We start from the raw sequence: 22,248 nt of genomic DNA, 5'->3' as shown, positions 1-22,248 counted from the left end.
TCAGACGCGGGAGAGCGCCGAGTCGGCCTGCGCCGGGATCTCCGCGTCGTTCTCCGGACGCTCGCGCAGGCTCAGCGCGAGGCGCACCACCGCGATCCACATCAGCGCGGAGCCGAGCATATGGGCGGCGACCAGCGTCTCCGGGACGTGCGTGAAGTACTGGACATAGCCGATGACGCCCTGGGCGAGCAGCACGATCAGCAGATCGCGGGCGCGCGCCCGGGTGTCGTCCGGGGCGTCGACCACCCGTAGCACCAGCCACATCGCCACGGCCAGCGCGCAGACCGCCCAGGCGGCGAAGGCGTGGATATGCGCGGCGTCCGCCCAGTCCCACGGCATACGCGGTACGTCACTGCTGTCGCCGGCATGCTTGCCGGAACCGGTCACCGTCGTGCCCAGCGCGATGAGCAGCACCGAGAGGGCGACGATCGCCCAGGACAGCTTGCGGACCGGGCGCGGGACGCGCGGGCGCGGCGTGCCGTCGCCCTCGCGGGTGCGCTGCCACGTGATGGTGGCGACCGTGAGCAGCCCGGTGGCGAGCAGGAAGTGCCCGGCCACGGTCCAGGGGTTGAGGCCCGCCCATACCGTGATGCCGCCGAGCACGGCGTTGCCCATCACGATCCAGAACTGCGACCAGGCGAGCCGGGTCAGTCCGCGCCGCAGCGGCTTGGTGGCGCGTGCCGCGACGATCGTCCAGCCGACCGCCGCCGACAGGACGTATGTCAGCATCCGGTTGCCGAACTCGATCGCGCCGTGGATGCCCTGCTCGGGGGTGGCGAAGAGGCTGTCGTCCGTGCACTTGGGCCAGGCGTCGCAGCCGAGGCCGGAGCTGGTCAGCCGGACCGCGCCGCCGGTGACGATGATGACCACGCTCATCACGACGGCGGAGAGCGCAGCGCGCCGGAGGGTCCGGGGTGTGGGCGTCCAGCGCTGGGCGATTTGGGCGAGTGGGGTCTGCACGGGCCCTATCGTAGGCGGGCGATTGTGCACGTTTTCACGAGGGGTCGGGTCCGCGGATCCGCCGGTCCGGTCAGGACGGCGCGTACGCCAGCCGGAAGCGCGAGTCGTCGAGATGGTCCTCCTCCTCCCACCACACGGCGATCCGCCAGTGCGCCGAGGGCGGCGGGCGGTCGGGCGAGTGCAGGAACGCGTCGGCCAGCTCCGCCGCCACCGCCTCCGCGCTGCGGTCCGTGACGGCGTCCGTGCCACGCCACGGGTGCGTCAGCGGGGTCCAGGGCCCGTCGGCGCCGTCCCGTACGTCGAACCGCCACACCGCCCGCCACGACCGCGCCCGCAGGATCCGCCTGACCTCCGCGCCGTCCAGGCCCAGCCCTTCGGCGATGGCATCCGGATCCACGCCCTCGATCCGCGCCGCGAGGACCGCGAGCGGCAGCAGCCGCTCCGGAAGCAGGTCCTCCGCCCGCAAATATGTCAGTCCACCGTCGAAGGGGCAGCGTCGCAGCCTGCGTTCCAACTGGTCGTCGAGGTGCTCGAGGGCCACTGCGTGGGCCGCCCCGGGCGGGTCGCACGCGGACCACAGGGCGTGGAACTCACGCTCGGCCCGCACGGCCCAGGACGCCGCCTCCACCGGCAGGCCCAACTCCTCCAGCCGGTCGCCGAGACAGGCATGCGCCTGAGCGAGGCCCTCCTGGTTGCGCGGGTCCGAGCGGTCGAGGCTCTCCCAGACCTCGATGGCCCGGCGGGTGGCCGCCAGGGCGGCGAGTCCGTCCTCGCGTTCGCCGCACGAGGGCTGCTCGCCCATCGGATGGAGGGCGTAGCGGGGCAGACCCAGCTCGTCGCTGAGCGGCTCGGCCAGGTAGACGGCCTGACTGATCAGCGCGCGGGCGTACCAGCGTGCGTGCTTCTCGTCATGTCTGGCCGGCTCCTGGCAGCGCCGGATCGCAAGGTCGACGGCGGCCAGCGCGTCCTCGCGGCGGCCGGTGTCGAAGTGGTGGCGCGCAAGATCGCCGTACCGCAGGCTCAGCCGGGCGGTGAGTGAGAGATCGTCCTCGGCATGCGCGGCGAGCGCCGCGATCAGGTCCGTCAGCATGCGCTCGCGCTCCCGGGGGGAGGCACCGGCCCTGCCGGACCTGACCTTCGCCCACTCCGCGTCCAGTCGCAGTGCGGCAGTCCGCTCCATCGACGCCTCCCACCGTGCGGATCTTGGCAGGCTCATACTGGCCCGTGATTCAGTCCCAGCGGAAGAGCCGTGCGGCCGCGCCGAGTCCGAGTACCGCCCAGACAGCGAGGATCCCGAGATCGCCCCACGGCACTCCGGCGCCGTGCTGGAGCACATCGCGCAGACCGTCCGAGAGCGCCGAGATCGGCAGCAGCGCGAGCACCGACTGGACGCCGTCCGGGAACCTGTCCAGCGGCACGATCACTGAGCCGCCCACCAGGAGGAGCAGAAAGACCAGATTGGCGGCGGCCAGGGTCGCCTCGGCCTTGAGCGTCCCGGCCATCAGCAGGCCGAGGCCGGAGAAGGCTGCGGTGCCGAGGACGAGCAGCAGGAGTACGGACGCGGGGTTGCCGTGCGGGGACCAGCCGAGCGCGAAGGCGATGACGGTCAGCAGCACGATCTGGAGGACTTCGGTGGCCAGGACGGAGAGCGTCTTGGCGCTCATCAGGGCCCAGCGGGGGAGCGGCGATGCGCCGAGCCGCTTGAGGACTCCGTACCGCCGCTCGAAGCCGGTCGCGATGGCCTGGCCGGTGAAGGCGGTGGACATCACGGCGAGGGCGAGCACGCCGGGCGCCAGGAAGTCGACGGCCTTGCCGCTGCCGCCCGTTGCCGCGGTGGGCAGAGTGAGGATGTCGACGGTGGAGAAGAGGACCAGCAGCAGCGACGGGATGACGACGGTGAGCAGCAGCTGCTCGCCGTTGCGCAGCAGCATCCTCGTCTCGAAAGCGGTCTGCGCCGCGATCATGCGGGGCAGCGGCGCGGCGCCGGGCTTCGGCGTGTACGTACCGAGGCTCATGAACGCAGCTCCTTGCCGGTGAGCTCGAGGAAGACATCTTCGAGGGTGTGCCGCTCGACGGCGATCCCGTCCGGCATTACGCCGTGCTGCGCGCACCAGGACGTGACGGTCGCCAGCAGCTGCGGATCGACCTCGCCGGTGATCCGGTACGCCCCGGGCGTGAGCTCGGCCGCCGCGGTACCGTCCGGCAGCGCCTTGAGCAGCGAGCCGACGTCCAGCCCGGGCCGCCCGGTGAAGCGCAGCGTGTTCTCGGCGCCGCCCCGGCACAGCTGCTCGGGACTTCCGCCGGCGATGACCCGGCCCGCGTCGATGATCGCGACATCGTCGGCGAGCTCCTCGGCCTCGTCCATGAAGTGGGTGGTGAGGACGGTCGAGACGCCGTCGGCGCGGAGCTCGCGTACGAGCTCCCAGGTGGATCGGCGGGCCTGCGGGTCGAGGCCGGCGGTCGGCTCGTCCAGGAAGACCAGTTCGGGGCGGCCGACGACGGCCATCGCCAGCGCGAGCCGCTGCTGCTGGCCGCCGGAGAGGCGCCGGTATGCCGTACGGCCGCAGCTGCCGAGCCCCAGCCGCTCGATCAGCACGTCGACGTCCAGCGGATGGGCGTGCAGTCTGGCCATATGGCGCAGCATCTCGTCGGCGCGGGCGCCCGAGTACACACCGCCGGACTGGAGCATCACGCCGATCCGGGGGCGGAGTCTGCCGGCGTCGGCGACGGGGTCGAGGCCCAGGACGCGCACCGTGCCCGCGTTGGCGCGCCGGTAGCCCTCACACGTCTCGATCGTGGTGGTCTTGCCGGCTCCGTTGGGGCCGAGGACGGCGGTCACGGAGCCCTGGAGGACCTCGAGATCGAGGCCGTCCACGGCCGTCTTGGATCCGTACCGCTTGACCAGGCCACGGATCTGGACGACGGGCTCGCTTCGCATGCCGGGAAGTCTAGGCGGGGGGCGAAGGGCCCCGGGGCGCGGGGGCCCGGGACCGTCGCACACCGATTCCGCCACGCGGCGGACCCGGCACCGCGGGGTGTCTGCCGGTGGCCGATCCGATCCGTGCGGCGGAGCACCGGGGGCTTCGCGGAGCTGAGCCGAGGGGGCACAGTACGTGCCCAACCTCGATCCGGCGGCGGCCGTCCGTTCGGTCCATGACCGGACCTCGAGTTTCGGGTCAGGGACGGAGGGGGGCAGGCGGGCAGGTCAACCTGCGGTTGGTGGCACATTCCGGCAAGCCTCCGGTGCGTTTTCCGGCAAGCCTCCGCTGTATTCGAGCAGGGTCGCCGACCGCCCGGATCTGGCCGGTCGATTTCGTAACAATGACCTGGTCAGGACCCGTCCGGCAGTCGCTGGACGGCCCCGGCGCTTAGGTGACCCTTAGTGATGAAGCGCACCGGACCACGTTTTGGACGTCGGTTGTCACGGCCAGAGGAATTACGCAACAATGGCGTTGTGAAAAACGTTGGCGAGGCTCCTCACGAGGAACTTGCGACCGGGGAGCGCTCCACGCGCAACCGGGTCGCCCGGTCCGTCCTGGACCACGGCCCGTCCACCGTGGCCGACCTCGCTACGCGCCTCGGCCTCACCCAGGCAGCCGTACGCCGTCACCTCGACTCCCTCGTCTCCGACAATGTCGTCGAGCCCCGTGAACAGCGGATCTACGGCGCGCGTACCCGCGGGCGACCCGCCAAGGTGTTCGCCCTCACCGACTGCGGCCGGGACGCCTTCGACCAGTCGTACGACACGCTGGCCGTCGACGCGCTCCGCTGGATCGAGCGGACCGCGGGCGGCGGAGCGGCGGGAGAGGCGGCCGTCGCCGCCTTCGCCCGGGACCGGATGGCCACGCAGGCGGAGGCCTACCGCAAGGCGGTGGACGCCGCGGCACCCGAGGAGCGCACCGAAGCGCTGGCCAAGGCCCTGAGTGTCGACGGGTACGCTGCTACGGCGCGTAACGCACCGGTCGGCCAGCAGCTCTGTCAGCACCACTGCCCGGTCGCTCATGTCGCCGAGCAGTACCCCCAGCTGTGTGAGGCGGAGACCGAGGTCTTCTCCCGTCTCCTGGGAACGCATGTACAGCGTCTGGCCACCATCGCCCATGGTGACGGCGTCTGTACGACGTTCATCCCGCACAGCTCACCCCAGACCACCACACAGTCAGCATCTGCAAATACGGCCGGGAGGAACCCCGCATGACTCTCCCCACGGAGACTGCCCACCCCGAACTCGAGGGTCTGGGTACGTACGAATTCGGCTGGGCCGACTCCGACGCGGCCGGTGCCACGGCCAAGCGCGGCCTCTCCGAGGCGGTCGTCCGCGACATCTCGGAGAAGAAGAACGAGCCGGAGTGGATGCTGAAGCTGCGGCTCAAGGGTCTGCGGCTGTTCGACAAGAAGCCCATGCCGAGCTGGGGCTCGGACCTGTCGGGCATCGACTTCGACAACATCAAGTACTTCGTGCGCTCCACGGAGAAGCAGGCGGAGTCCTGGGAGGACCTGCCCGAGGACATCAAGAACACGTACGACAAGCTGGGCATCCCGGAGGCGGAGAAGCAGCGCCTGGTCGCCGGTGTCGCCGCCCAGTACGAGTCCGAGGTCGTCTACCACCAGATCCGTGAGGACCTGGAGGAGCAGGGCGTCATCTTCCTCGACACGGACACCGCGCTGAAGCAGCACCCGGAGCTCTTCCAGGAGTACTTCGGCACGGTCATCCCGGTCGGCGACAACAAGTTCGCCTCGCTGAACTCCGCCGTGTGGTCCGGTGGCTCCTTCATCTACGTCCCCAAGGGCGTGAAGGTCGACATCCCGCTGCAGGCCTACTTCCGTATCAACACGGAGAACATGGGCCAGTTCGAGCGGACGCTGATCATCGTCGACGAGGACGCCTACGTCCACTACGTCGAGGGCTGTACCGCCCCGATCTACTCCTCGGACTCGCTGCACAGCGCCGTCGTCGAGATCATCGTCAAGAAGGGCGGCCGCTGCCGCTACACGACGATCCAGAACTGGTCGAACAACGTCTACAACCTGGTCACCAAGCGCGCCGTGGCGTACGAGGGCGCGACCATGGAGTGGGTCGACGGCAACATCGGCTCCAAGGTCACCATGAAGTACCCGGCCGTCTACCTGATGGGCGAGCACGCCAAGGGCGAGACCCTGTCCATCGCCTTCGCGGGCGAGGGCCAGCACCAGGACGCCGGCGCCAAGATGGTCCACATGGCCCCGAACACCTCCTCGAACATCGTCTCCAAGTCGGTGGCGCGAGGCGGCGGCCGTACCTCCTACCGCGGTCTGATCGAGATCGGCGAGGGCGCTGCGGGCTCGAAGTCCAATGTGCTCTGTGACGCGCTGCTGGTCGACACGATCTCCCGCTCCGACACCTACCCGTACGTGGATGTCCGCGAGGACGACGTGTCCATGGGCCACGAGGCGACCGTCTCCAAGGTTTCCGACGACCAGCTCTTCTACCTGATGAGCCGCGGTATGACGGAGTTCGAAGCGATGGCGATGATCGTGCGCGGCTTCGTCGAGCCGATCGCCAAGGAACTGCCCATGGAGTACGCGCTGGAGCTCAACCGGCTGATCGAGCTGCAGATGGAGGGGTCGGTCGGCTAAGGCCCCGCCCTCCCCGAGCAGCGACTGTTTTTCGACGTAGGAAGAGAGCAAGACGACAGCCATGGCTGAGGCTCAGAACATTCCGGCGGGCTCCACCACTGCCGGTTCGATCGCGGTGGCCGCCGAGTCGACCGTCGCCACCCGCATGAGTGCACCGCCGTCCTTCGACGTGGCGGACTTCCCGGTCCCGCACGGCCGGGAGGAGGAGTGGCGCTTCACTCCGCTCGAGCGGCTGGCCGGTCTGCACGACGGCACCGCCGTCGCTACCGGCAGCGCCGTCAAGGTCGCGATCGACGCCCCCGAAGGCGTGATCATCGAGACCGTCGGCCGTGATGACGCACGGCTCGGCAGGGCGGGCACCCCGGTGGACCGTGTCGCCGCCCAGGCGTACTCCTCCTTCGAGACGGCCTCGGTCGTCACCGTGCCCAAGGAGACGGTTCTCACCGAGCCGGTCCGTATCGCCGTGCACGGGGAAGGCGGCACCGCCTACGCCCACCAGATCATCGAACTCGGCGCATTCGCCGAGGCTGTCGTGGTCATCGACCACACCGGTGACGCGGTGCTCGCCTCCAATGTCGACTACCTGCTCGGCGACGGAGCGAAGCTCACCGTCGTCTCCGTCCAGGACTGGGACGACAAGTCCGTCCACGTCTCCCAGCACAATGCGCTGGTCGGCAGGGACGCCTCCTTCAAGTCGATCGTCGTCACCTTCGGCGGCGATGTCGTACGCCTGCACCCCCGCGTTTCCTACGCGGGCACCGGTGGCGAGGCCGAGCTCTTCGGTCTGTACTTCACCGACGAGGGTCAGCACCAGGAGCACCGCCTCCTGGTCGACCACAACGCCCCGCACTGCCGTTCCAACGCCGCCTACAAGGGCGCGTTGCAGGGTCAGGACGCGCACGCGGTGTGGATCGGCGATGTGCTGATCGAGGCCGTGGCCGAGGGCACGGACACATACGAGATGAACCGCAACCTCGTCCTCACGGACGGTGCGCGCGTCGACTCCGTACCGAACCTGGAGATCGAGACCGGCGAGATCGTCGGCGCCGGTCACGCCTCCGCCACCGGCCGCTTCGACGACGAGCAGCTCTTCTACCTGCAGTCCCGTGGCATCCCGGCCGACGAGGCGCGCCGCCTGGTGGTCCGTGGCTTCTTCGCCGAGCTGGTCCAGAAGATCGGCCTGCCCGACGTCGAGGCGCGCCTGCTGGCCAAGATCGACGCGGAGCTGGAGGCATCCGTCTGATGGCAGCCTTCGTCCGAGCCTGTGGGCTGAGCGAGCTGGAGGAGGGCACCCCGAAGCGGGTGGAACTCGACGGCACGCCGGTGTCTGTCGTCCGCACCGAGGGCGAGGTGTTCGCGATCAACGACATCTGCTCGCACGCGAATGTCTCCCTGTCCGAGGGCGAGGTGGAGGACTGTCAGATCGAGTGCTGGCTGCACGGCTCCAGCTTCGACCTCCGCACCGGTAAGCCGTCCGGCCTTCCCGCGACGCGCCCCGTCCCCGTATACCCCGTAAAGATCGAAGGGGACGATGTGCTCGTCTCCGTCACCCAGGAGTCCTGAGTCACCCATGGCAACGCTTGAAATCCGCGACCTGCACGTCTCCGTCGAGGCCGAGAACGGCCCCCGGGAGATCCTCAAGGGCGTCGACCTGACCGTGAAGCAGGGCGAGACCCACGCCATCATGGGCCCCAACGGCTCCGGCAAGTCGACCCTCGCCTACTCCATCGCGGGCCACCCCAAGTACACGATCACGAGTGGCACCGTGACTCTGGACGGCGAGGACGTCCTGGAGATGACCGTCGACGAGCGCGCCCGCGCCGGCATGTTCCTGGCCATGCAGTACCCGGTCGAGGTTCCCGGCGTCTCCGTCTCCAACTTCCTGCGTACGTCGGCGACGGCGATCCGCGGCGAGGCCCCCAAGCTGCGTACCTGGGTGAAGGAGGTCAAGTCCGCCATGGAGCAGCTCCAGATGGACCCGGCCTTCGCCGAGCGCAATGTGAACGAGGGCTTCTCCGGCGGTGAGAAGAAGCGCCACGAGATCCTTCAGCTGGAGCTCCTCAAGCCGAAGATCGCGATCCTGGACGAGACCGACTCCGGCCTGGACGTCGACGCGCTGCGTCAGGTCTCCGAAGGCGTCAACCGCGTCCACGGGACCGGCGAGGTCGGCACCCTGCTGATCACGCACTACACGCGCATCCTGCGCTACATCAAGCCCGACTTCGTGCACGTGTTCGCGAACGGCCGCATCGCCGAGTCCGGCGGCGCCGAGCTCGCCGACAAGCTCGAGGCCGAGGGCTACGAGGCATACACGAAGGGTGGCGTATCCGCGTGACACAGTTGCCGGGCCTCCTCGACACCGAGGCGATCCGCAAGGACTTCCCGATCCTGGACCGCCTGGTCCACGACGGGAAGAAGCTCGTGTACCTGGACAACGCGGCGACGTCACAGACGCCGCGCCAGGTGCTCGATGTGCTGAGCGAGTACTACGAACAGCACAATGCCAACGTCCACCGCGGTATTCATGTGCTCGCCGAGGAGGCCACGGCGCTGTACGAGGGCGCCCGCGACAAGGTCGCCGCCTTCATCAACGCGCCCAGCCGCGACGAGGTCATCTTCACCAAGAACGCCTCGGAGTCGCTCAACCTCGTGGCGAACATGCTCGGCTGGGCCGATGAGCCCTACCGCGTGGACCACGAGACCGAGATCGTCATCACGGAGATGGAGCACCACTCCAACATCGTTCCGTGGCAGCTGCTCTCGCAGCGCACCGGCGCGAAGCTGAGGTGGTTCGGCCTCACCGACGACGGCCGTCTCGATCTGTCCAACATCGACGAGATCATCACCGAGAAGACGAAGATCGTCTCCTTTGTGCTGGTCTCCAACATCATGGGCACCATCAACCCCGTCGAGGCGATCGTCCGCCGTGCGCAGGAGGTCGGCGCGCTGGTCCTGATAGACGCCTCGCAGGCCGCCCCGCACATGGTGCTCGACGTGCAGGCGCTGCAGGCCGACTTTGTGGCCTTCACCGGCCACAAGATGTGCGGCCCGACCGGTATCGGCGTGCTGTGGGGCCGCCAGGAGCTGCTCGAGGACCTGCCGCCGTTCCTCGGCGGTGGCGAGATGATCGAGACCGTGTCGATGCACTCGTCGACGTACGCTCCGGCGCCGCACAAGTTCGAGGCCGGTACGCCCCCGATCGCCCAGGCCGTAGGCCTCGGCGCGGCCGTGGACTACCTCACCTCGATCGGCATGGACAAGATCGCCCAGCATGAGCACGTCCTCACCGAGTACGCGGTGAAGCGGCTGCTCGAGGTCCCGGACCTGCGCATCATCGGCCCCACCACGGCCGAGGACCGCGGCGCGGCGATCTCCTTCACGCTCGGCGACATCCACCCGCACGACGTGGGCCAGGTCCTCGACGAGCAGGGCATCGCGGTCCGGGTCGGCCACCACTGCGCGCGGCCCGTCTGCCTGCGGTACGGAATTCCTGCGACCACGCGAGCGTCGTTCTATCTGTACTCCACGCCGTCGGAGGTCGATGCCTTGGTCGACGGGCTGGAGCACGTACGGAACTTCTTCGGCTAGGGGCTGGGACGTGTTGTGCCTTCCCCGGGGAACCCCCGGCCCCCCGGCAGGAGAGGCACCTGGACGGACCGGCGAGAGGACGCGAGGTCAATCGCAGTGAAGCTTGATTCGATGTACCAGGAAGTCATCCTGGACCACTACAAGCACCCTCATGGGCGTGGTCTGCGGGATGGCGATGCCGAGGTGCACCACGTCAATCCGACGTGCGGCGACGAGATCACACTCCGCGTACGGTACGAGGGCTCGCTCATCGCGGACATCAGCTACGAGGGTCAGGGCTGCTCCATCAGCCAGGCCAGCGCGTCCGTACTGAACGAGCTGCTCGTCGGCAAGGAGCTCACCGAGGCGCAGAAGATCCAGGCCACCTTCCTGGAGCTGATGCAGTCCAAGGGGCAGATCGAGCCGGACGACGCGATGGAGGAGGTGCTGGAGGACGCGGTCGCGTTCGCCGGCGTCTCCAAGTACCCGGCCCGGGTGAAGTGCGCTCTGCTGAGTTGGATGGCCTGGAAGGACGCGACCGCCCAGGCACTGGGAGACGGCGCGGAGAGGAAGACGGCATGACCGAGAACGCAGGAGCCGCACTGAAGCCGGCCTCCGAGGAAGAAGTCCGCGAGGCGCTGTACGACGTCGTCGACCCGGAGCTGGGCATTGACGTCGTCAATCTCGGCCTGATCTACGGCATCCACATCGACGACGCCAATATCGCCACCCTCGACATGACGCTGACGTCCGCGGCCTGTCCGCTGACCGATGTCATCGAGGACCAGGCGAAGGCGGCCACGGACGGTATCGTCAATGAGCTGAAGATCAACTGGGTCTGGATGCCACCGTGGGGCCCGGACAAGATCACGGACGACGGCCGCGAGCAGCTGCGCGCGCTCGGTTTCAACGTCTGAGCCGACGTCTGAGCCTGGGCCTGAGCCCACATCTGAGTCGGCCACCCCGAGATCCGGCAAACGGCCATGCCCGCCAGACAGACTGGCGGGCATGGCCGTTTCTCTGTAGCCGTCGTCATCGACTCCCACGATCGCCCGCGCTCGCCCGCTTCCGGAGCCAGGTACTGAACCGGAAGGTGGTCCTCGAGGCCGAGGGCGAGATCGTCATCGGCGAACGGATCGACCGGATCGACTAATACGCGGGCGGTACGGCGGCGGCCTCGGCGAGGACCGGGGCCAGGTTCTCCTTGCGGATGCGCTGGTCGACATAGAGCAGGCTGATCACCAGCTGCGGGAAGGTGGCCACGAAGATATCGCCGATCAGCTGGCTCAGCAGCACCACGATCAGCAGACCGCCCATGGAGACCAGCACTTGCGAGGCCGTGGGGTCCGCACCCAGGTCCGAGGTGCCGATCGCACCCGGGAACATCCCGATCAGGTTCACCGGAAGCTGGATGATGTAGCTCGCCACCGCGGCGATGCCGAAAGCGAGCAGCGTGCTGCCGAAGATCCGCCACCAGCCGCCGCGTACGAGGTGCGAGGAGCGGCGCAGCGCCGCCAGCGACCCCTGGCCCTCGAAGACGGCTGCGGCCGGGGCCAGGCTGAACTTCACCCAGAGCCAGGCGGCGAGCGGTGTGGTCGTCAAGGCGCCCAGGAAGGCCAAGGGCGGCACGACGAGCGGCCCGCTGCCCGTGGTGAGGAGCGCGATCATGACGGTGACGAAGGCCAGCAGGAACAGCGCGAGGGGGACCAGCAGGATCAGGCTGGTGAGGAAGACCGTGCCGATCACCGCGGGGACCCGGGCGCGGGCCCGGCGCCAGACGGCGCCGAAGGTGGTGGGCCGGCCGAGTACCGCTTCCTGCACGATCGCCGCACAGCCGGCGTAGATCATCGTCGTGGCGAGCAGCATCGCCAGCAGGCCGACGAGCCAGACGCAGCCGAAGGCGATGAGCAACGCCCGGACGTCTTCCCAGTCGGGGGTACCTTCGTCGGCGAAGACCCGGTGGAGATGGCTCCCCACGGCCGCATAGGCGCCGGCCAACGCCGCCCCGACCACGGCCGCCGCCGCTCCGTAGACGACCGCGGCTATGCCGAACAGTTGCTTCCAGTAGCGGCCGATCGTCGCGAAGGCCCCGCCCAGGACATCGCCGAGGCCGAGCGGAGCCAGCGGGATCACTCCGGGTTTCGGTGGCGGAGGAGGCATCCAGCCGCCCCAGCCCGGAGGGCCTGCGTGCGGCGTGTTCCCGTATGCCATCGGTGTGTCTCCCGCGCGTATTGTGCCTGGTCGGACGGCACACCGTAGCGGGACGGGCGGCGGCGGGTCACGGCGGCCCCTTCGCCTTGCCCTTCCTGGCGGCCCGCGCCCCGCTCCTGGTCTCGGCCGTCGCCTCGCGGAGCGCGGGCCCGGCCTGCTCGAAGTAGCGGACGAGGACGCGCAGTTCGTCGGCGCTGAAGCTGTCGAAGACCTCGGCCATCCGGCGGCGGCCCGCGCCGAAGGCCGCCTCGTCCTGCTCGCGGGTGAGCGGCACCGCCTCGACAACGACCCGTCGGCGGTCGGCCGGATCGGTGCGGCGGTGGATCCAGCCGGCCTGCTCGAGGCGGTCGACGAGCCGGGTCGTGGCGCTCTGCGAGAGTCCGATCCGTGCGGCGAGGCCACCGGTGGTCAGGGGTCCTGCGAGTTCCAGGGCGTTGAGCGCGTACACATCGGTGGGGTTCTGCCCGAGGGTCTCGGCCGCCGCCTGGCCGTGCAGGACGACGGCGGTGAGGTAGTCGCGGTGGACGCGCGCGAGCTGCCCGGGCAGCGGTCCGTCATTCTGGTCGGACATCGTCCGCCACCTTTCCCGGGACACCTGGCCGTCTGTTGTTTGCGCCCGTACATATATTGCACGATGCGCCGTTGTGTACGGTCGTACGCAACGATGTGTACACTCGTACGCATGGGATACGGACTGCTGGCCGCGGCGATCGCGGCGGAGGTGGCCGGGACGACGGCCATGAAGTACAGCGAAGGCTTCACCAGGCTGTGGCCCTCGCTGCTCACCGTCGTGGGCTATCTGCTCGCCTTCTCGCTGCTCGCGCGCACGCTGAAGACGATGTCGGTGGGCACCGCGTACGCGATCTGGGCGGGCGTCGGCACGGCCGCGATCGCCGTCATCGGCATGATGTTCCTGGGCGAGTCGACCAGCCTGGTCAAGATCGCGGGCATCGCCCTGGTGATCGCCGGAGTCGTGGTGCTCAGCATGGGCGGAGCCCACTGATGGCGCGAAGGTACGACCCCGAACGGCGCGAGCGCATCATCGACGCCGCGATCCGGGTGGTCGGGCGCAACGGGATCGCCGGGCTCAGCCACCGCACCGTGGCGGCCGAGGCGGATGTGCCGCTCGGCTCGACGACGTACCACTTCGCCTCCCTCGACGAGCTGTTGGTCGCCGCGTTGCGCCAGGCCAACGAGGGTTTCGCGGCGGCGGTACGGGACAGCGGCGCGCTCGCCGACCCGGAGGCCGATATCGCGGAGGAGCTCGCGCGGCTGATGGGGGAGTGGCTCGCGGGTGACCGCACCGGGGTCGAGCTGGAGTACGAGCTCTATCTGGCAGCCCTGCGGCGGCCCGCGCTGCGGCCGGTCGCGGCCCAGTGGTGCGAGGACCTCGCCGAGACGCTGGCCCGGCGGACCGATCCGGTCACGGCGCGGGCGCTGGTGGCGCTGATGGACGGGATCTGTCTGCAGGTGCTGCTGACGGGCGCGCCCTACGAAGCGGAGTACGCGCGTGAGATCCTGGCGCGGATCATCGGCTGAGCGGTGCGGCCGCCGGCCTCCGGCGGGACGCCGTGGTGGGTACCGCCGCCCTCGTGGAGACCGCCGTCGTCGGCATCCATCACCTCCGCCCCTGGTCCGGCCCGGGGTGGACGCACGACCGGCACCTGAGACCGGTTCGCACCGGCCCGCCCCGGCCGGTTAAGTTTTCTGTCATGACCGACACCACTGCTCCTCGCACCACCGGCGCCGTCGCCGCCGGACTCGCCACCCTCACCACCGACGGCACCGTCCTCGACACCTGGTTCCCCGCCCCCGTGCTCGCCGCCGAGCCCGGCCCGGCCGGCACCGAGCGGCTGACCGGCGAGCAGGCCGCCGAGCTCCTCGGAGCGGGCGCCGCCAAGGCCATCGGGTCCGACTCCCGCCGCGGGGTCGAGGTTGTCGCCGTCCGTACGGTCATCGCCTCGCTCGACGACAAGCCGCTGGATGCCCACGACGCGTACCTGCGTCTGCACCTGCTCTCGCACCGCCTGGTCAAGCCGCACGGCCAGAGTCTGGACGGCGTCTTCGGGCTGCTCGCCAATGTCGCCTGGACCTCGCTCGGTCCGGTCGCCGTCGACGACGTGGAGAAGGTCCGGCTGAACGCCCGCGCCGAGGGCCTGCACCTGCAGGTGACGAGCATCGACAAGTTCCCGCGGATGACGGACTACGTCGCGCCCAAGGGTGTACGCATCGCCGACGCCGACCGGGTCCGCCTCGGCGCGCACCTGGCCGAGGGCACCACGGTCATGCACGAGGGCTTCGTCAACTTCAACGCCGGCACGCTCGGCACGTCGATGATCGAGGGCCGGATCTCCGCGGGCGTCGTCGTCGGGGACGGCTCCGACATCGGCGGTGGCGCCTCGACCATGGGGACGCTCTCCGGCGGCGGCAACGTCCGTATCGTCATCGGCGAGCGCTGCCTGATCGGCGCCGAGGCGGGCGTCGGCATCGCGCTCGGCGACGAGTGTGTCGTCGAGGCCGGTCTGTACGTCACCGCCGGCACCCGGGTCACCATGCCCGACGGGCAGATCGTCAAGGCGCGCGAGCTGTCCGGCGCGAGCAACATCCTCTTCCGTCGCAACTCGGTCACCGGCGCCGTGGAGGCCCGCCCGAACAACGCGGTCTGGGGCGGCCTCAACGAGGTTCTGCACAGCCACAACTGAACTCGCGGGGCCGCCGAGCTGCGGCCTCGTATTGGATCAACCCGCTGACCTGGTGCTGAGCTGTCGGCAGTTGCTGGCGTTGGTCATTGTCGAGCGCCCTTCCACGGCCCCGAGACGGCCCCGGGAGGGCGCTCCGCTGCGTGCCGCTCCGACGGAGACTCCTGGTGCCTTCCTCGGCGAGACCCTGGTCCTCGTAGTTGTACAAGCGGGATCGTTTGAGGTGTCCCTGCGGCTGGGAAGTCAGTCGTAGCGGAAGCTGCCAACGGGGGTTGAACGTGGATCAGACTATCTCGGTCATTTCGCTTGTCATTTCTACGGCCGCTCTCGTGATTATTGCGATCTCACTCAGCTATCAATCTAGACAGACGAACATCTCTCAAGATGAGAGCATGAGGGCGCACCACCGAGAACTCATTGTCATGTCAATGAATGATTCCTCGCTGCGGACCTGCTGGGGTGGCGAGATGCCTTCCGGATCGGAGGAGAAGCAGAGGCAACTCATGTTTTCAAATCTGATTTTTTCCTGGTACTACTCGTCCTACCTGACCAAAGATGCCAACGATATGCTGCTGAAGATGAATCTCAATTCATTTTTTCGTGGAGAGATCGGGAGGGAGTATTGGCGTGCCAGCCGGTCGGGGTGGATGGAATTGACGAATGCTGCAGAGGCCAAGAGGAAGAGAGATTTTCTATTGATCGCGGACAGCTGTTACGAGTGTGCCGCGGCAGGGACGCCTTAGGTCGCACCTGCTCACCTTCACGCCGTCCGTCAGGATCTCTGACGCTGCACAACTGAGGTGTTTTCAGGGGCGGCCCCGCCCAAGGGCCTCAGACGGACGGGCCGGATGTTGATGCGAGCAGTTCCTCGTATGCCCTTCGCAGCCCGTCGGTCGCCTCGCGGCCGGCGGGCTGCAGCGGTGCACGGACCGGTCCCGCGTCGATCAGTGCCTTCACGGTCACCGTGCCGGGCAGCCCCGACGCCATCATCAACTCGCTCAGCGGGGCGGTGAGTTGATTCAGGCGGGCGGCTTCGGCGACCTGCCCCGCGTCGTACGCGTCGAGCACCGCCCGCAGCTGCCGCGGCGCGACATTCGCGACCGTGCTGACGAAGCCCGCACCGCCCACCGCGTACAGCGGAAGATTCAGTTCCTCGGAGCCCGAGTAGTACGCCAGCGAGGTCCGGGCGATCACTTTCGTCGAGCCGAGCAGGTCGTACGCGCAGTCCTTGACGGCCACGATCCGCGGATGCCCGGCCAGGCGCAGCAGCGTCTCCGTCTCGATACGGGTGCCGGTGCGGCCCGGGATGTCGTACAGCATCAGGGCGATGCCGACCGCGTCCGCGACGTGCCTGAAGTGCGCTTCGAGAGCTGCCTGCGGCGGACGGCTGTAGTACGGCGTCACCACCAGCAGCCCGTCCGCGCCCGCAGCCTCGGCGGCCCGCGCCAGCTCCACGGTGTGCCGGGTGTCCGCGCTGCCCACGCCGGCGACGACGGCCGCGCGGTCGCCCACCGCCTCCATCACCGCCCGTACGAGAGCGGTCTTCTCCGCGTCCGAGGTGGTCGGCGACTCACCCGTGGTGCCGCTCAGTACGAGGCCGTCGCAGCCCTCGGTCACCAGGTGGTCCGCGAGATTCTGGGCGCCGCCCAGGTCCAGCTCACCGGCGTCGGTGAAGGGCGTGATCATCGCGCAGAGCGCTCGGCCGAAAGGGCGGGATGTGGTCATACCGCAGTTTCGGCCGGACAGAGGGTGAAGGTCTACTTAAAATCTCTTGGGGTGAAAGGTAAGCGGAGCTGAACTGTTGGGTGCTCGGGCGGTCTTGGGTCCGATCCTCGTACGCCCCGGCGGGTTCGGCCGGCGGGAACCACGCACTCCGCTACCCGTCACCGAACGGTGATCGCGGGCAGGGCCGGTTCTTTGCAGGGCACCCGGCACGATGTATCCATGATCCGAGCCGTGCGCCACCTCCCGCTGATACTGCTGCTGCCCCTCGCCCTGACCGCTTGCGGCACCGAGAAGGCCGCGTCAGGAGCCTCAGGGACCTCGGGGCGGACGGGGTCCTCGATTCCGTCGGGATCCTCGGGACCGGCGCCCGACCGGTCCCGACTGGAGGCGCGGGCCCGCTATATGCAGTCCGCGATGGAGCACATCTATGTCACCGCCGTCGACGGATACAGCCTCGCGAAGCAGTCCGTCGGAGTCCTGGGCGGCGACGGCTTCTCCAGCGTGTATGTCTCCAAGAGCGGCGAGCGGATACGGCTGGAGGTCGACCGGGGAACGCTGACCGAGGCCAACTGCGCGGAGCCTTCCCTGTATCCGGCGGAGGGGCGGCCGGTGAAGTGCGAGCGGGACGGGACGTACTGGTACCGGACGTCCGGCGACGCCCACGAGTACGCGCGGGCCGAGGACGGTCATGTCGTACGGATCGGCGCCGACGGAGCCGTGGACCGCGACACCCTGAGGCGTGCCGCGAAGGCCGCGCACCCGGCGGACGACCGGGAGCTGGACGAGCTCCTGCCGCAGCGGCAGGAGCCCACCGCGCCGGTCGAGCGCGGCGATCTGCCGCCGGTGGGCGACGGCGCACCCAACAACGACGTGGGCGTCGGCGGTTGACCTCAACCATGGTTCACGTTTGAGGATGGTGATCGTCGGCGCGCCACAGGGGCGTGCCGAGCGAGGAGGGGATCACCATGACCGTGACCGCGCAGCCCGACTCCCGGCCGGATCTCACCCGCGCCGAGAGCGGACTCGTCCAAGTGTCCACCTGGGACGTCGGCACCCCCGAGCGGCAGCGGGCCGCCGTCGAGGCCGTCGCCGAGGTCTGGCAGAGCCGGGACTGGCCCGGTGCCGGACTGCTCTCGTACAGCGTCTTCGTCGGCGAGGACGGCACGACGCTCCTCCACTACTCGCAGTGGCGGGACGAGGACGCGTACCAGGATTTCCTCCGCGCCCACCGGGACGACAGGAACGAGGAGATCGACGCGGCCGTGCCCGGCATCCAGCGGCGCGGGCCGCGCTCCTACCAGCTCTACCGCAGCGGCGGCCGTGGGACGGACGACCGGCGGATCCCGGGCTGCGTGGTGATCGTGGACGTGGAGTTCGACGGGCCTGACACCGAGCGCCAACGAGCCTGGGTGGACGGCGTCTTCGAAGCCCTGAGAACAGAACCGCACCCGCACCCGGGCGGCATCGCCGGGCACTTCCACGTCAGCGTCGACGGGACCCGGGTCCTCAACTACGCCGAGTGGGAGAGCGCCGAGGCGCACCGCGAGGCGCTTACCGCGCCCGGCGACGGAGTCGGGTCGAGGACCCCGCAGTGGGCGAAGGTGCAGAGCTTCCCCGGCGTGACGGGTGGCGGCGTGAACCGGTACACGCCCGCGCTGAGCCTCAGCGCGGGCGTGTAGCCGTCGGTGCCGCGGTCTGCCCCGGCGGTGCTGCGGTACCCCGGCGGCATCGCGGTATCACGGTACGTCGCCGGTAAACCGCGAGCGGCTACGGGCGGAAGCGCAGGACCTGCGGGTCGTGGTCGCTGTTCTGGTCCGAGAACTCCGCGTTGATGTGCACGCTGTCGTACGCGAAGTCATGGATCGACGGACTCGTCAGGATCTGGTCGAGAACCTGGCTGTTGCCCTGGAAGACGTAGGAGTAACGCTCCGAGCAGGGGAGAGACTTGACAGCCGGGTAGAGCGCGCCGCCGTCCGTCAGGGCCTTGGTCGTCGCCGAGAACTCGAAGTCGTTGATGTCTCCGAGGGCCAGGACATCGGCGCGGCGGTCGGCCTTCAGGATGTCCTTGACGAAGGCGTTCACGGCCTGCGCCTGCAGGAGGCGCTTGGTCTCGGAGGAACGGTTCGGCGGCTGGTGGTGCGAGGTCAGCGACTCGTCGCCGCCCTTCGAGCCGAAGTGGTTGGCGATCACGAAGACCGTACGGCCGCGGAAGGTGAACTCGCCGGCCAGCGGCTTGCGGCTGTCGTTCCAGGCGGCGTTGGACGGGTCGATCCGGCCGGGTGAGAGGGTCAGGGCCGCGTGGCCCCCCTCCTGGGCGACCGCGGTCGCCGTCTTCGCGTCGCCGCCCGGGCGGTCGGTGAAGGACACCCGCTCCGGGTTGAAGAGGAAGACCTGACGGATGTTGCCGCCCGGCTCGCCGCCGTCCTTGTTGTTCTCGGGGTTGATGGTGCGCCACTGGTACGCGGGACCGCCGGCCGCAGTGATCGCCGCCGTGAACTTCTTCAGCGTCTCCTCGGCCGAGACGGTGCCGTCGTTCTTGGCGCCGTTGTCGTCCTGGATCTCCTCCAGGGCGACGATGTCGGGCGAGGCGAGGTTGGTCACGACCGCGGCCGCCAGCGCGTCGAACTTCGCCTGCGGGTCGGACGGGTCCAGGTTCTCCACGTTGTAGGTGGCGACCGCGAGCTCGCCCTTGCGCTGCTTGCGCGTCGCCTCACGCTTCAGACCGAGGTTCTGCACCGTGCCGAGGGTCCGCGCCGTCAGGGTGTAGCCGCCGAACTGGTTGAAGTCCAGGGGCCCTTCGGTCGTTCCGGACAGTACGTCCCCGACGTTCGCCGTGGGGAAGGGCTTCTCGGCCAGTGGCGTCAGCGACTGGATCTGGAGCCGCCCGGTGTTCTGCGCGGTGTACGAGCTGTAGAGCGTGCCGCCGCGCCGGACCGGGTTCTCGTGCGGCTTCACCGTCACCCAGAGCTCGGCATGGGTGTCGGTCGCGCCGACGACGCGCGAGGTGCCGACGCGTACATTGCTGCCCTCGAGCGACTCGTAGTAGTCCAGAGCGTAGGCGTGGGGCTTCAGCGGCAGCGCGTTGATGCTGCCGGCCGCCGCCGCGTCACCGGCCGGGGCGTACGCCGAGGGGACCGACCGGGCGGAGACGGTCACCGGCGCGGGCAGCGGGTTCTGGGACGAGACCACGGTGACGGTCGGCTTGGCGATCTGGGTGAGCGACTGGTTGCCGGAGGAGGTGCCGCCCGGGATGTACTCGCCGACGGTGCCGGAGACCAGCACCTGGTCGCCGACGGCGACGGTCGGGTTGGAACCGGTGTAGACGAAGACGCCCTCGCTGGTGGCCGGGTCCGCGTCGTCCTGCGGGTCCTGGAACCAGAAGCCCTTGGATCCGTAGGTCCGTACGCCGGTGACGATGCCGGGTACCTCGGTGACCTGCTGCCCCACCAGCGGGGATATCCGGGTGGAGCCCTGGATGTCATGGATCCGGACCTCCGCGGCGGAGGCGGCGGAGGAACCGGCGAGCAGGCCCGCGGCCAGCGCGACGGCGACGACGGCCGAGACGGCGGTGGTTCTCGGTACGACGGAGGAAGGCATCAACGAACTCCGGGAGTGAGGGATGAGGGGTGGCGCAAATGGTTCTACGCGCGTCAATCTCTTGGTTCCGCAGGGGAGTTGTCAAGGGTTGACGGGTGTACTGCGACCGACGGGCGGGTGAACCGGCGTGGGGGAGCCCGTTCGACGCCCGGCGTGCACTGCGCGTACTGCCCGGGCTCGGCGAAACGCGGTGAATTGCGTCTACGCTGGGGGCCGCCCACCGGGCCGCCCGCACCCGTACGCCCCGAGGAGAACCACCAGATGTCGGAAGACCGCCCCACCCTGCCGCCGGTGCGGCTGCACTCGGACGCGGAGCTGGCGCGGGACGCGCTCGCCACTCCGCTGCTGACCAGGGCCGTCCGTCTTGCCCGCTGGGCGGGTCCCGGGACGCGGGTCGGCGCCGGCGGCGAACTCGTCGACGAGCAGCTGCCCATGGCCGCGCAAGAGCTGGGGCTCGGCGGGGCCGACGGTCCGGCGTACGCGAGCGAGGCGTGGCGCCTCGCCGTCGACGCCGGGCTGGTGGAAGTCCAGGATCCGCAGGACGACGATGCGGAGTACGGCACGGTCACCGTGGGGGAGAACCTCGAACTGATCGTCTCGGGCGGACCGCAGGACATCCTCGCGATCTGGCTGGACGCCCTGGAGGCCGTGCACGCGGACGCCACCGCTCCTGTTCTGGAGGACCTGGCAGGCGCCATCGACGAGGACGGTGAGATCGACTTCAAGACGCTCGACTGGGACCCGGAGGCGGAGTCCGAGTTCCTCGACGGGGTCCTCGGGAACCTGTATCTGCTGACCGTCGCCGAGGGCGGCGCGCGCGATGAGCCGGTGCCGCTGCCCGCGCTGGCCGCGTCGATGATCGTGCCCGACGACATGGGCGAGCCCACCGACGACGTACTGGAGCAGGTGTCGGACGCGATGATGCGGCTGGACGACCAGTTCAGGCTGCTCGAGCCGATCGGCCTGGTCGAATACCGGCCGGTGGACGAGGCGTTGATGGCGGAGGAGGGCGAGGAGGAATCGGCGCCTCCGGGCGACGACGAGGACGTGTCCCGGTACGGGATGGTCAAGCTCACCCCGCTCGGCCTCTACGGCGTCAGGGCCAGGATGCGGGAGGCGGGCATCGACGCGCCGGCGGTGGGGGACTTGGCGGACGAGGACGCGGACGCACTCCTGGACGGGCTGGCGCACTACCCGGAGCTGTCGGCCCGGGCCGAGACCGAGCAGTGGCTGGCCCGGCGCACCCCCGCCGACTCCGCGCGCGAACTCCTCGCGGCGGCGCGCGGCGCGGACGAGGGCGCTCCACTGCGCCGCCTCCACTGCCAGCAGGCTCTGACCCTGGTGGGCCCGCAGGCCGAGCCGGCGGTCCGCGCAGTGCTCGACGATGCGGAGCTGGGCGGCCTGGCGCGGGTCTGGCTGGCGGAGCGGGGCGCAAAGGACGTGCCGGCGCCGTCGGAGTCGATGATTTTCTGGCTGGCCATCGACACAATCGCGGCGCAGCTGGGCACGGAGGGGGACCTGGAGGAACTCCGGGACCTGGTGGAGGGACTGGTCGGCCAGCACAGTGGCTTCTTCGAGGCGGCGTGGCGGGTGGATCACCCGGCGACGGCGGACGTACTGGAAGCGATGGGCCGGCTGCACCCGGACAAGAGGGCGGCGAAGGAAGCCCGCAAGGCGGCGTTCAAGGCACGGTCGCGGACCGGCGGTTGAGGCGGCCGCCGTCCCGATCGGGCCGGACCGGCAGGCTTCGGGGTGCGGCACCCCTTGTAGCGGACGGGACGGGGGGGGGGGCCCCCCCCGGGGCCGCCCCCCCCCCCCGGCGGGGGGGGGGCCGCGCCCCCACCCGCGGGGGGGGGAGATAAGATAAGGGGGAGGC

General features: G+C 69.5%; 23 protein-coding genes. 15 read left to right on the top strand and 8 right to left on the bottom strand.

The window, feature by feature from the left end; genetic code table 11:
- The 4 genes from ACWDZ6_RS19335 to ACWDZ6_RS19320 all read right to left on the bottom strand — a co-directional run bounded on the left by ACWDZ6_RS19335 (position 1) and on the right by ACWDZ6_RS19320 (position 3,898).
- Positions 1 to 960 carry a COX15/CtaA family protein gene (locus ACWDZ6_RS19335; protein WP_451503829.1) on the bottom strand — a complete coding sequence of 320 codons (960 nt, stop codon included), beginning with the start codon at positions 958 to 960 and terminating at the stop codon, positions 1 to 3.
- A 70-nt stretch (positions 961 to 1,030) separates the two neighbouring features.
- The gene (locus ACWDZ6_RS19330; protein WP_451503828.1) at positions 1,031 to 2,140 is read right to left on the bottom strand and encodes a hypothetical protein; all 1,110 of its coding nucleotides are present in this window, start codon (positions 2,138 to 2,140) and stop codon (positions 1,031 to 1,033) included.
- 49 nt (positions 2,141 to 2,189) lie between these two features.
- Entirely contained in the window at positions 2,190 to 2,975 is a 786-nt protein-coding gene (locus ACWDZ6_RS19325) for an ABC transporter permease (protein ID WP_451503827.1), read from the bottom strand.
- Positions 2,972 to 3,898 carry an ABC transporter ATP-binding protein gene (locus ACWDZ6_RS19320; RefSeq protein ID WP_451503826.1) on the bottom strand — a complete coding sequence of 309 codons (927 nt, stop codon included), beginning with the start codon at positions 3,896 to 3,898 and terminating at the stop codon, positions 2,972 to 2,974. Before ACWDZ6_RS19320 ends, ACWDZ6_RS19325 begins: the two co-directional genes overlap by 4 nt.
- Positions 3,899 to 4,414: 516 nt before the next feature.
- Here ACWDZ6_RS19320 and ACWDZ6_RS19315 point away from each other — a divergent pair.
- The 8 genes from ACWDZ6_RS19315 to ACWDZ6_RS19280 all read left to right on the top strand — a co-directional run bounded on the left by ACWDZ6_RS19315 (position 4,415) and on the right by ACWDZ6_RS19280 (position 11,057).
- Positions 4,415 to 5,155 carry a helix-turn-helix transcriptional regulator gene (locus ACWDZ6_RS19315; RefSeq protein WP_326649161.1) on the top strand — a complete coding sequence of 247 codons (741 nt, stop codon included), beginning with the start codon at positions 4,415 to 4,417 and terminating at the stop codon, positions 5,153 to 5,155.
- The gene (gene sufB, locus ACWDZ6_RS19310) at positions 5,152 to 6,573 is read left to right on the top strand and encodes a Fe-S cluster assembly protein SufB (protein ID WP_451503825.1); all 1,422 of its coding nucleotides are present in this window, start codon (positions 5,152 to 5,154) and stop codon (positions 6,571 to 6,573) included. Before ACWDZ6_RS19315 ends, sufB begins: the two co-directional genes overlap by 4 nt.
- A gap of 61 nt (positions 6,574 to 6,634) precedes the next feature.
- Positions 6,635 to 7,816, top strand: a complete 1,182-nt coding sequence (gene sufD, locus ACWDZ6_RS19305) for a Fe-S cluster assembly protein SufD (RefSeq protein ID WP_389184638.1) — start codon at positions 6,635 to 6,637, stop codon at positions 7,814 to 7,816.
- Positions 7,816 to 8,136 (top strand): bifunctional 3-phenylpropionate/cinnamic acid dioxygenase ferredoxin subunit, encoded by a 321-nt coding sequence (locus ACWDZ6_RS19300; protein WP_366733911.1) that lies wholly within the window; start codon positions 7,816 to 7,818, stop codon positions 8,134 to 8,136. The genes sufD and ACWDZ6_RS19300 overlap by 1 nt, the downstream gene beginning before the upstream one ends.
- 7 nt (positions 8,137 to 8,143) lie before the next feature.
- On the top strand, positions 8,144 to 8,908 hold the full coding sequence (sufC, locus tag ACWDZ6_RS19295; protein WP_351452654.1) for a Fe-S cluster assembly ATPase SufC: 765 nt from the start codon (positions 8,144 to 8,146) through the stop codon (positions 8,906 to 8,908).
- The gene (locus ACWDZ6_RS19290; protein WP_326649156.1) at positions 8,905 to 10,161 is read left to right on the top strand and encodes a cysteine desulfurase; all 1,257 of its coding nucleotides are present in this window, start codon (positions 8,905 to 8,907) and stop codon (positions 10,159 to 10,161) included. Before sufC ends, ACWDZ6_RS19290 begins: the two co-directional genes overlap by 4 nt.
- Positions 10,162 to 10,257: 96 nt before the next feature.
- Positions 10,258 to 10,722: a Fe-S cluster assembly sulfur transfer protein SufU gene (gene sufU / locus ACWDZ6_RS19285; protein ID WP_366733912.1), complete on the top strand. Its 465-nt coding sequence runs from the start codon at positions 10,258 to 10,260 to the stop codon at positions 10,720 to 10,722.
- The gene (locus tag ACWDZ6_RS19280) at positions 10,719 to 11,057 is read left to right on the top strand and encodes a metal-sulfur cluster assembly factor (protein WP_326649154.1); all 339 of its coding nucleotides are present in this window, start codon (positions 10,719 to 10,721) and stop codon (positions 11,055 to 11,057) included. The genes sufU and ACWDZ6_RS19280 overlap by 4 nt, the downstream gene beginning before the upstream one ends.
- Before the next feature lie 232 nt (positions 11,058 to 11,289).
- On the opposite strand, the gene ACWDZ6_RS19275 is transcribed toward ACWDZ6_RS19280, so the two are convergent.
- Positions 11,290 to 12,351, bottom strand: a complete 1,062-nt coding sequence (locus ACWDZ6_RS19275; RefSeq protein ID WP_451503824.1) for a DUF7847 domain-containing protein — start codon at positions 12,349 to 12,351, stop codon at positions 11,290 to 11,292.
- Positions 12,352 to 12,418: 67 nt separating this feature from the next.
- On the bottom strand, positions 12,419 to 12,922 hold the full coding sequence (locus ACWDZ6_RS19270; RefSeq protein WP_451503823.1) for a MarR family winged helix-turn-helix transcriptional regulator: 504 nt from the start codon (positions 12,920 to 12,922) through the stop codon (positions 12,419 to 12,421).
- Between the two features lie 111 nt (positions 12,923 to 13,033).
- Here ACWDZ6_RS19270 and ACWDZ6_RS19265 point away from each other — a divergent pair, with 111 nt between their 5' ends.
- The 4 genes from ACWDZ6_RS19265 to ACWDZ6_RS19250 all read left to right on the top strand — a co-directional run bounded on the left by ACWDZ6_RS19265 (position 13,034) and on the right by ACWDZ6_RS19250 (position 15,793).
- A complete protein-coding gene (locus ACWDZ6_RS19265) occupies positions 13,034 to 13,354 on the top strand; it encodes a DMT family transporter (RefSeq protein ID WP_326649151.1) in 321 nt (106 codons plus the stop codon).
- Positions 13,354 to 13,890: a TetR/AcrR family transcriptional regulator gene (locus tag ACWDZ6_RS19260; protein ID WP_451503822.1), complete on the top strand. Its 537-nt coding sequence runs from the start codon at positions 13,354 to 13,356 to the stop codon at positions 13,888 to 13,890. The genes ACWDZ6_RS19265 and ACWDZ6_RS19260 overlap by 1 nt, the downstream gene beginning before the upstream one ends.
- A gap of 173 nt (positions 13,891 to 14,063) precedes the next feature.
- Complete coding sequence (dapD, locus tag ACWDZ6_RS19255) at positions 14,064 to 15,053, top strand: 2,3,4,5-tetrahydropyridine-2,6-dicarboxylate N-succinyltransferase (RefSeq protein ID WP_366736336.1); 990 nt, start codon at positions 14,064 to 14,066, stop codon at positions 15,051 to 15,053.
- Between the two features lie 275 nt (positions 15,054 to 15,328).
- On the top strand, positions 15,329 to 15,793 hold the full coding sequence (locus tag ACWDZ6_RS19250) for a DUF6082 family protein (protein ID WP_451503821.1): 465 nt from the start codon (positions 15,329 to 15,331) through the stop codon (positions 15,791 to 15,793).
- Between the two features lie 88 nt (positions 15,794 to 15,881).
- On the opposite strand, the gene dapA is transcribed toward ACWDZ6_RS19250, so the two are convergent.
- Positions 15,882 to 16,775 (bottom strand): 4-hydroxy-tetrahydrodipicolinate synthase, encoded by an 894-nt coding sequence (dapA, locus tag ACWDZ6_RS19245; RefSeq protein ID WP_451503820.1) that lies wholly within the window; start codon positions 16,773 to 16,775, stop codon positions 15,882 to 15,884.
- 219 nt (positions 16,776 to 16,994) lie between these two features.
- Here dapA and ACWDZ6_RS19240 point away from each other — a divergent pair, with 219 nt between their 5' ends.
- Together ACWDZ6_RS19240 and ACWDZ6_RS19235 are read left to right on the top strand one after the other, a co-directional pair.
- On the top strand, positions 16,995 to 17,663 hold the full coding sequence (locus ACWDZ6_RS19240; protein ID WP_451503819.1) for a hypothetical protein: 669 nt from the start codon (positions 16,995 to 16,997) through the stop codon (positions 17,661 to 17,663).
- 83 nt (positions 17,664 to 17,746) lie between these two features.
- Positions 17,747 to 18,454, top strand: coding sequence for an antibiotic biosynthesis monooxygenase (locus ACWDZ6_RS19235; protein ID WP_451503907.1), 708 nt, complete (start codon positions 17,747 to 17,749; stop codon positions 18,452 to 18,454).
- 88 nt (positions 18,455 to 18,542) lie between these two features.
- Here the strand turns inward: ACWDZ6_RS19235 and ACWDZ6_RS19230 are convergent, their stop codons facing one another.
- Complete coding sequence (locus tag ACWDZ6_RS19230; RefSeq protein WP_451503818.1) at positions 18,543 to 20,372, bottom strand: endonuclease/exonuclease/phosphatase family protein; 1,830 nt, start codon at positions 20,370 to 20,372, stop codon at positions 18,543 to 18,545.
- 261 nt (positions 20,373 to 20,633) lie between these two features.
- On the opposite strand from ACWDZ6_RS19230, the gene ACWDZ6_RS19225 reads away from it, so the two are divergent.
- On the top strand, positions 20,634 to 22,082 hold the full coding sequence (locus ACWDZ6_RS19225; protein WP_451503817.1) for a hypothetical protein: 1,449 nt from the start codon (positions 20,634 to 20,636) through the stop codon (positions 22,080 to 22,082).
- The last annotated feature ends 166 nt before the right edge of the window (positions 22,083 to 22,248 follow it).

The organism is Streptomyces sp. NPDC002926, from assembly GCF_053591755.1.
The sequence above is the reverse complement of the archived record's forward strand: the minus strand, read 5'-3'. Positions and strand labels throughout refer to the sequence as shown.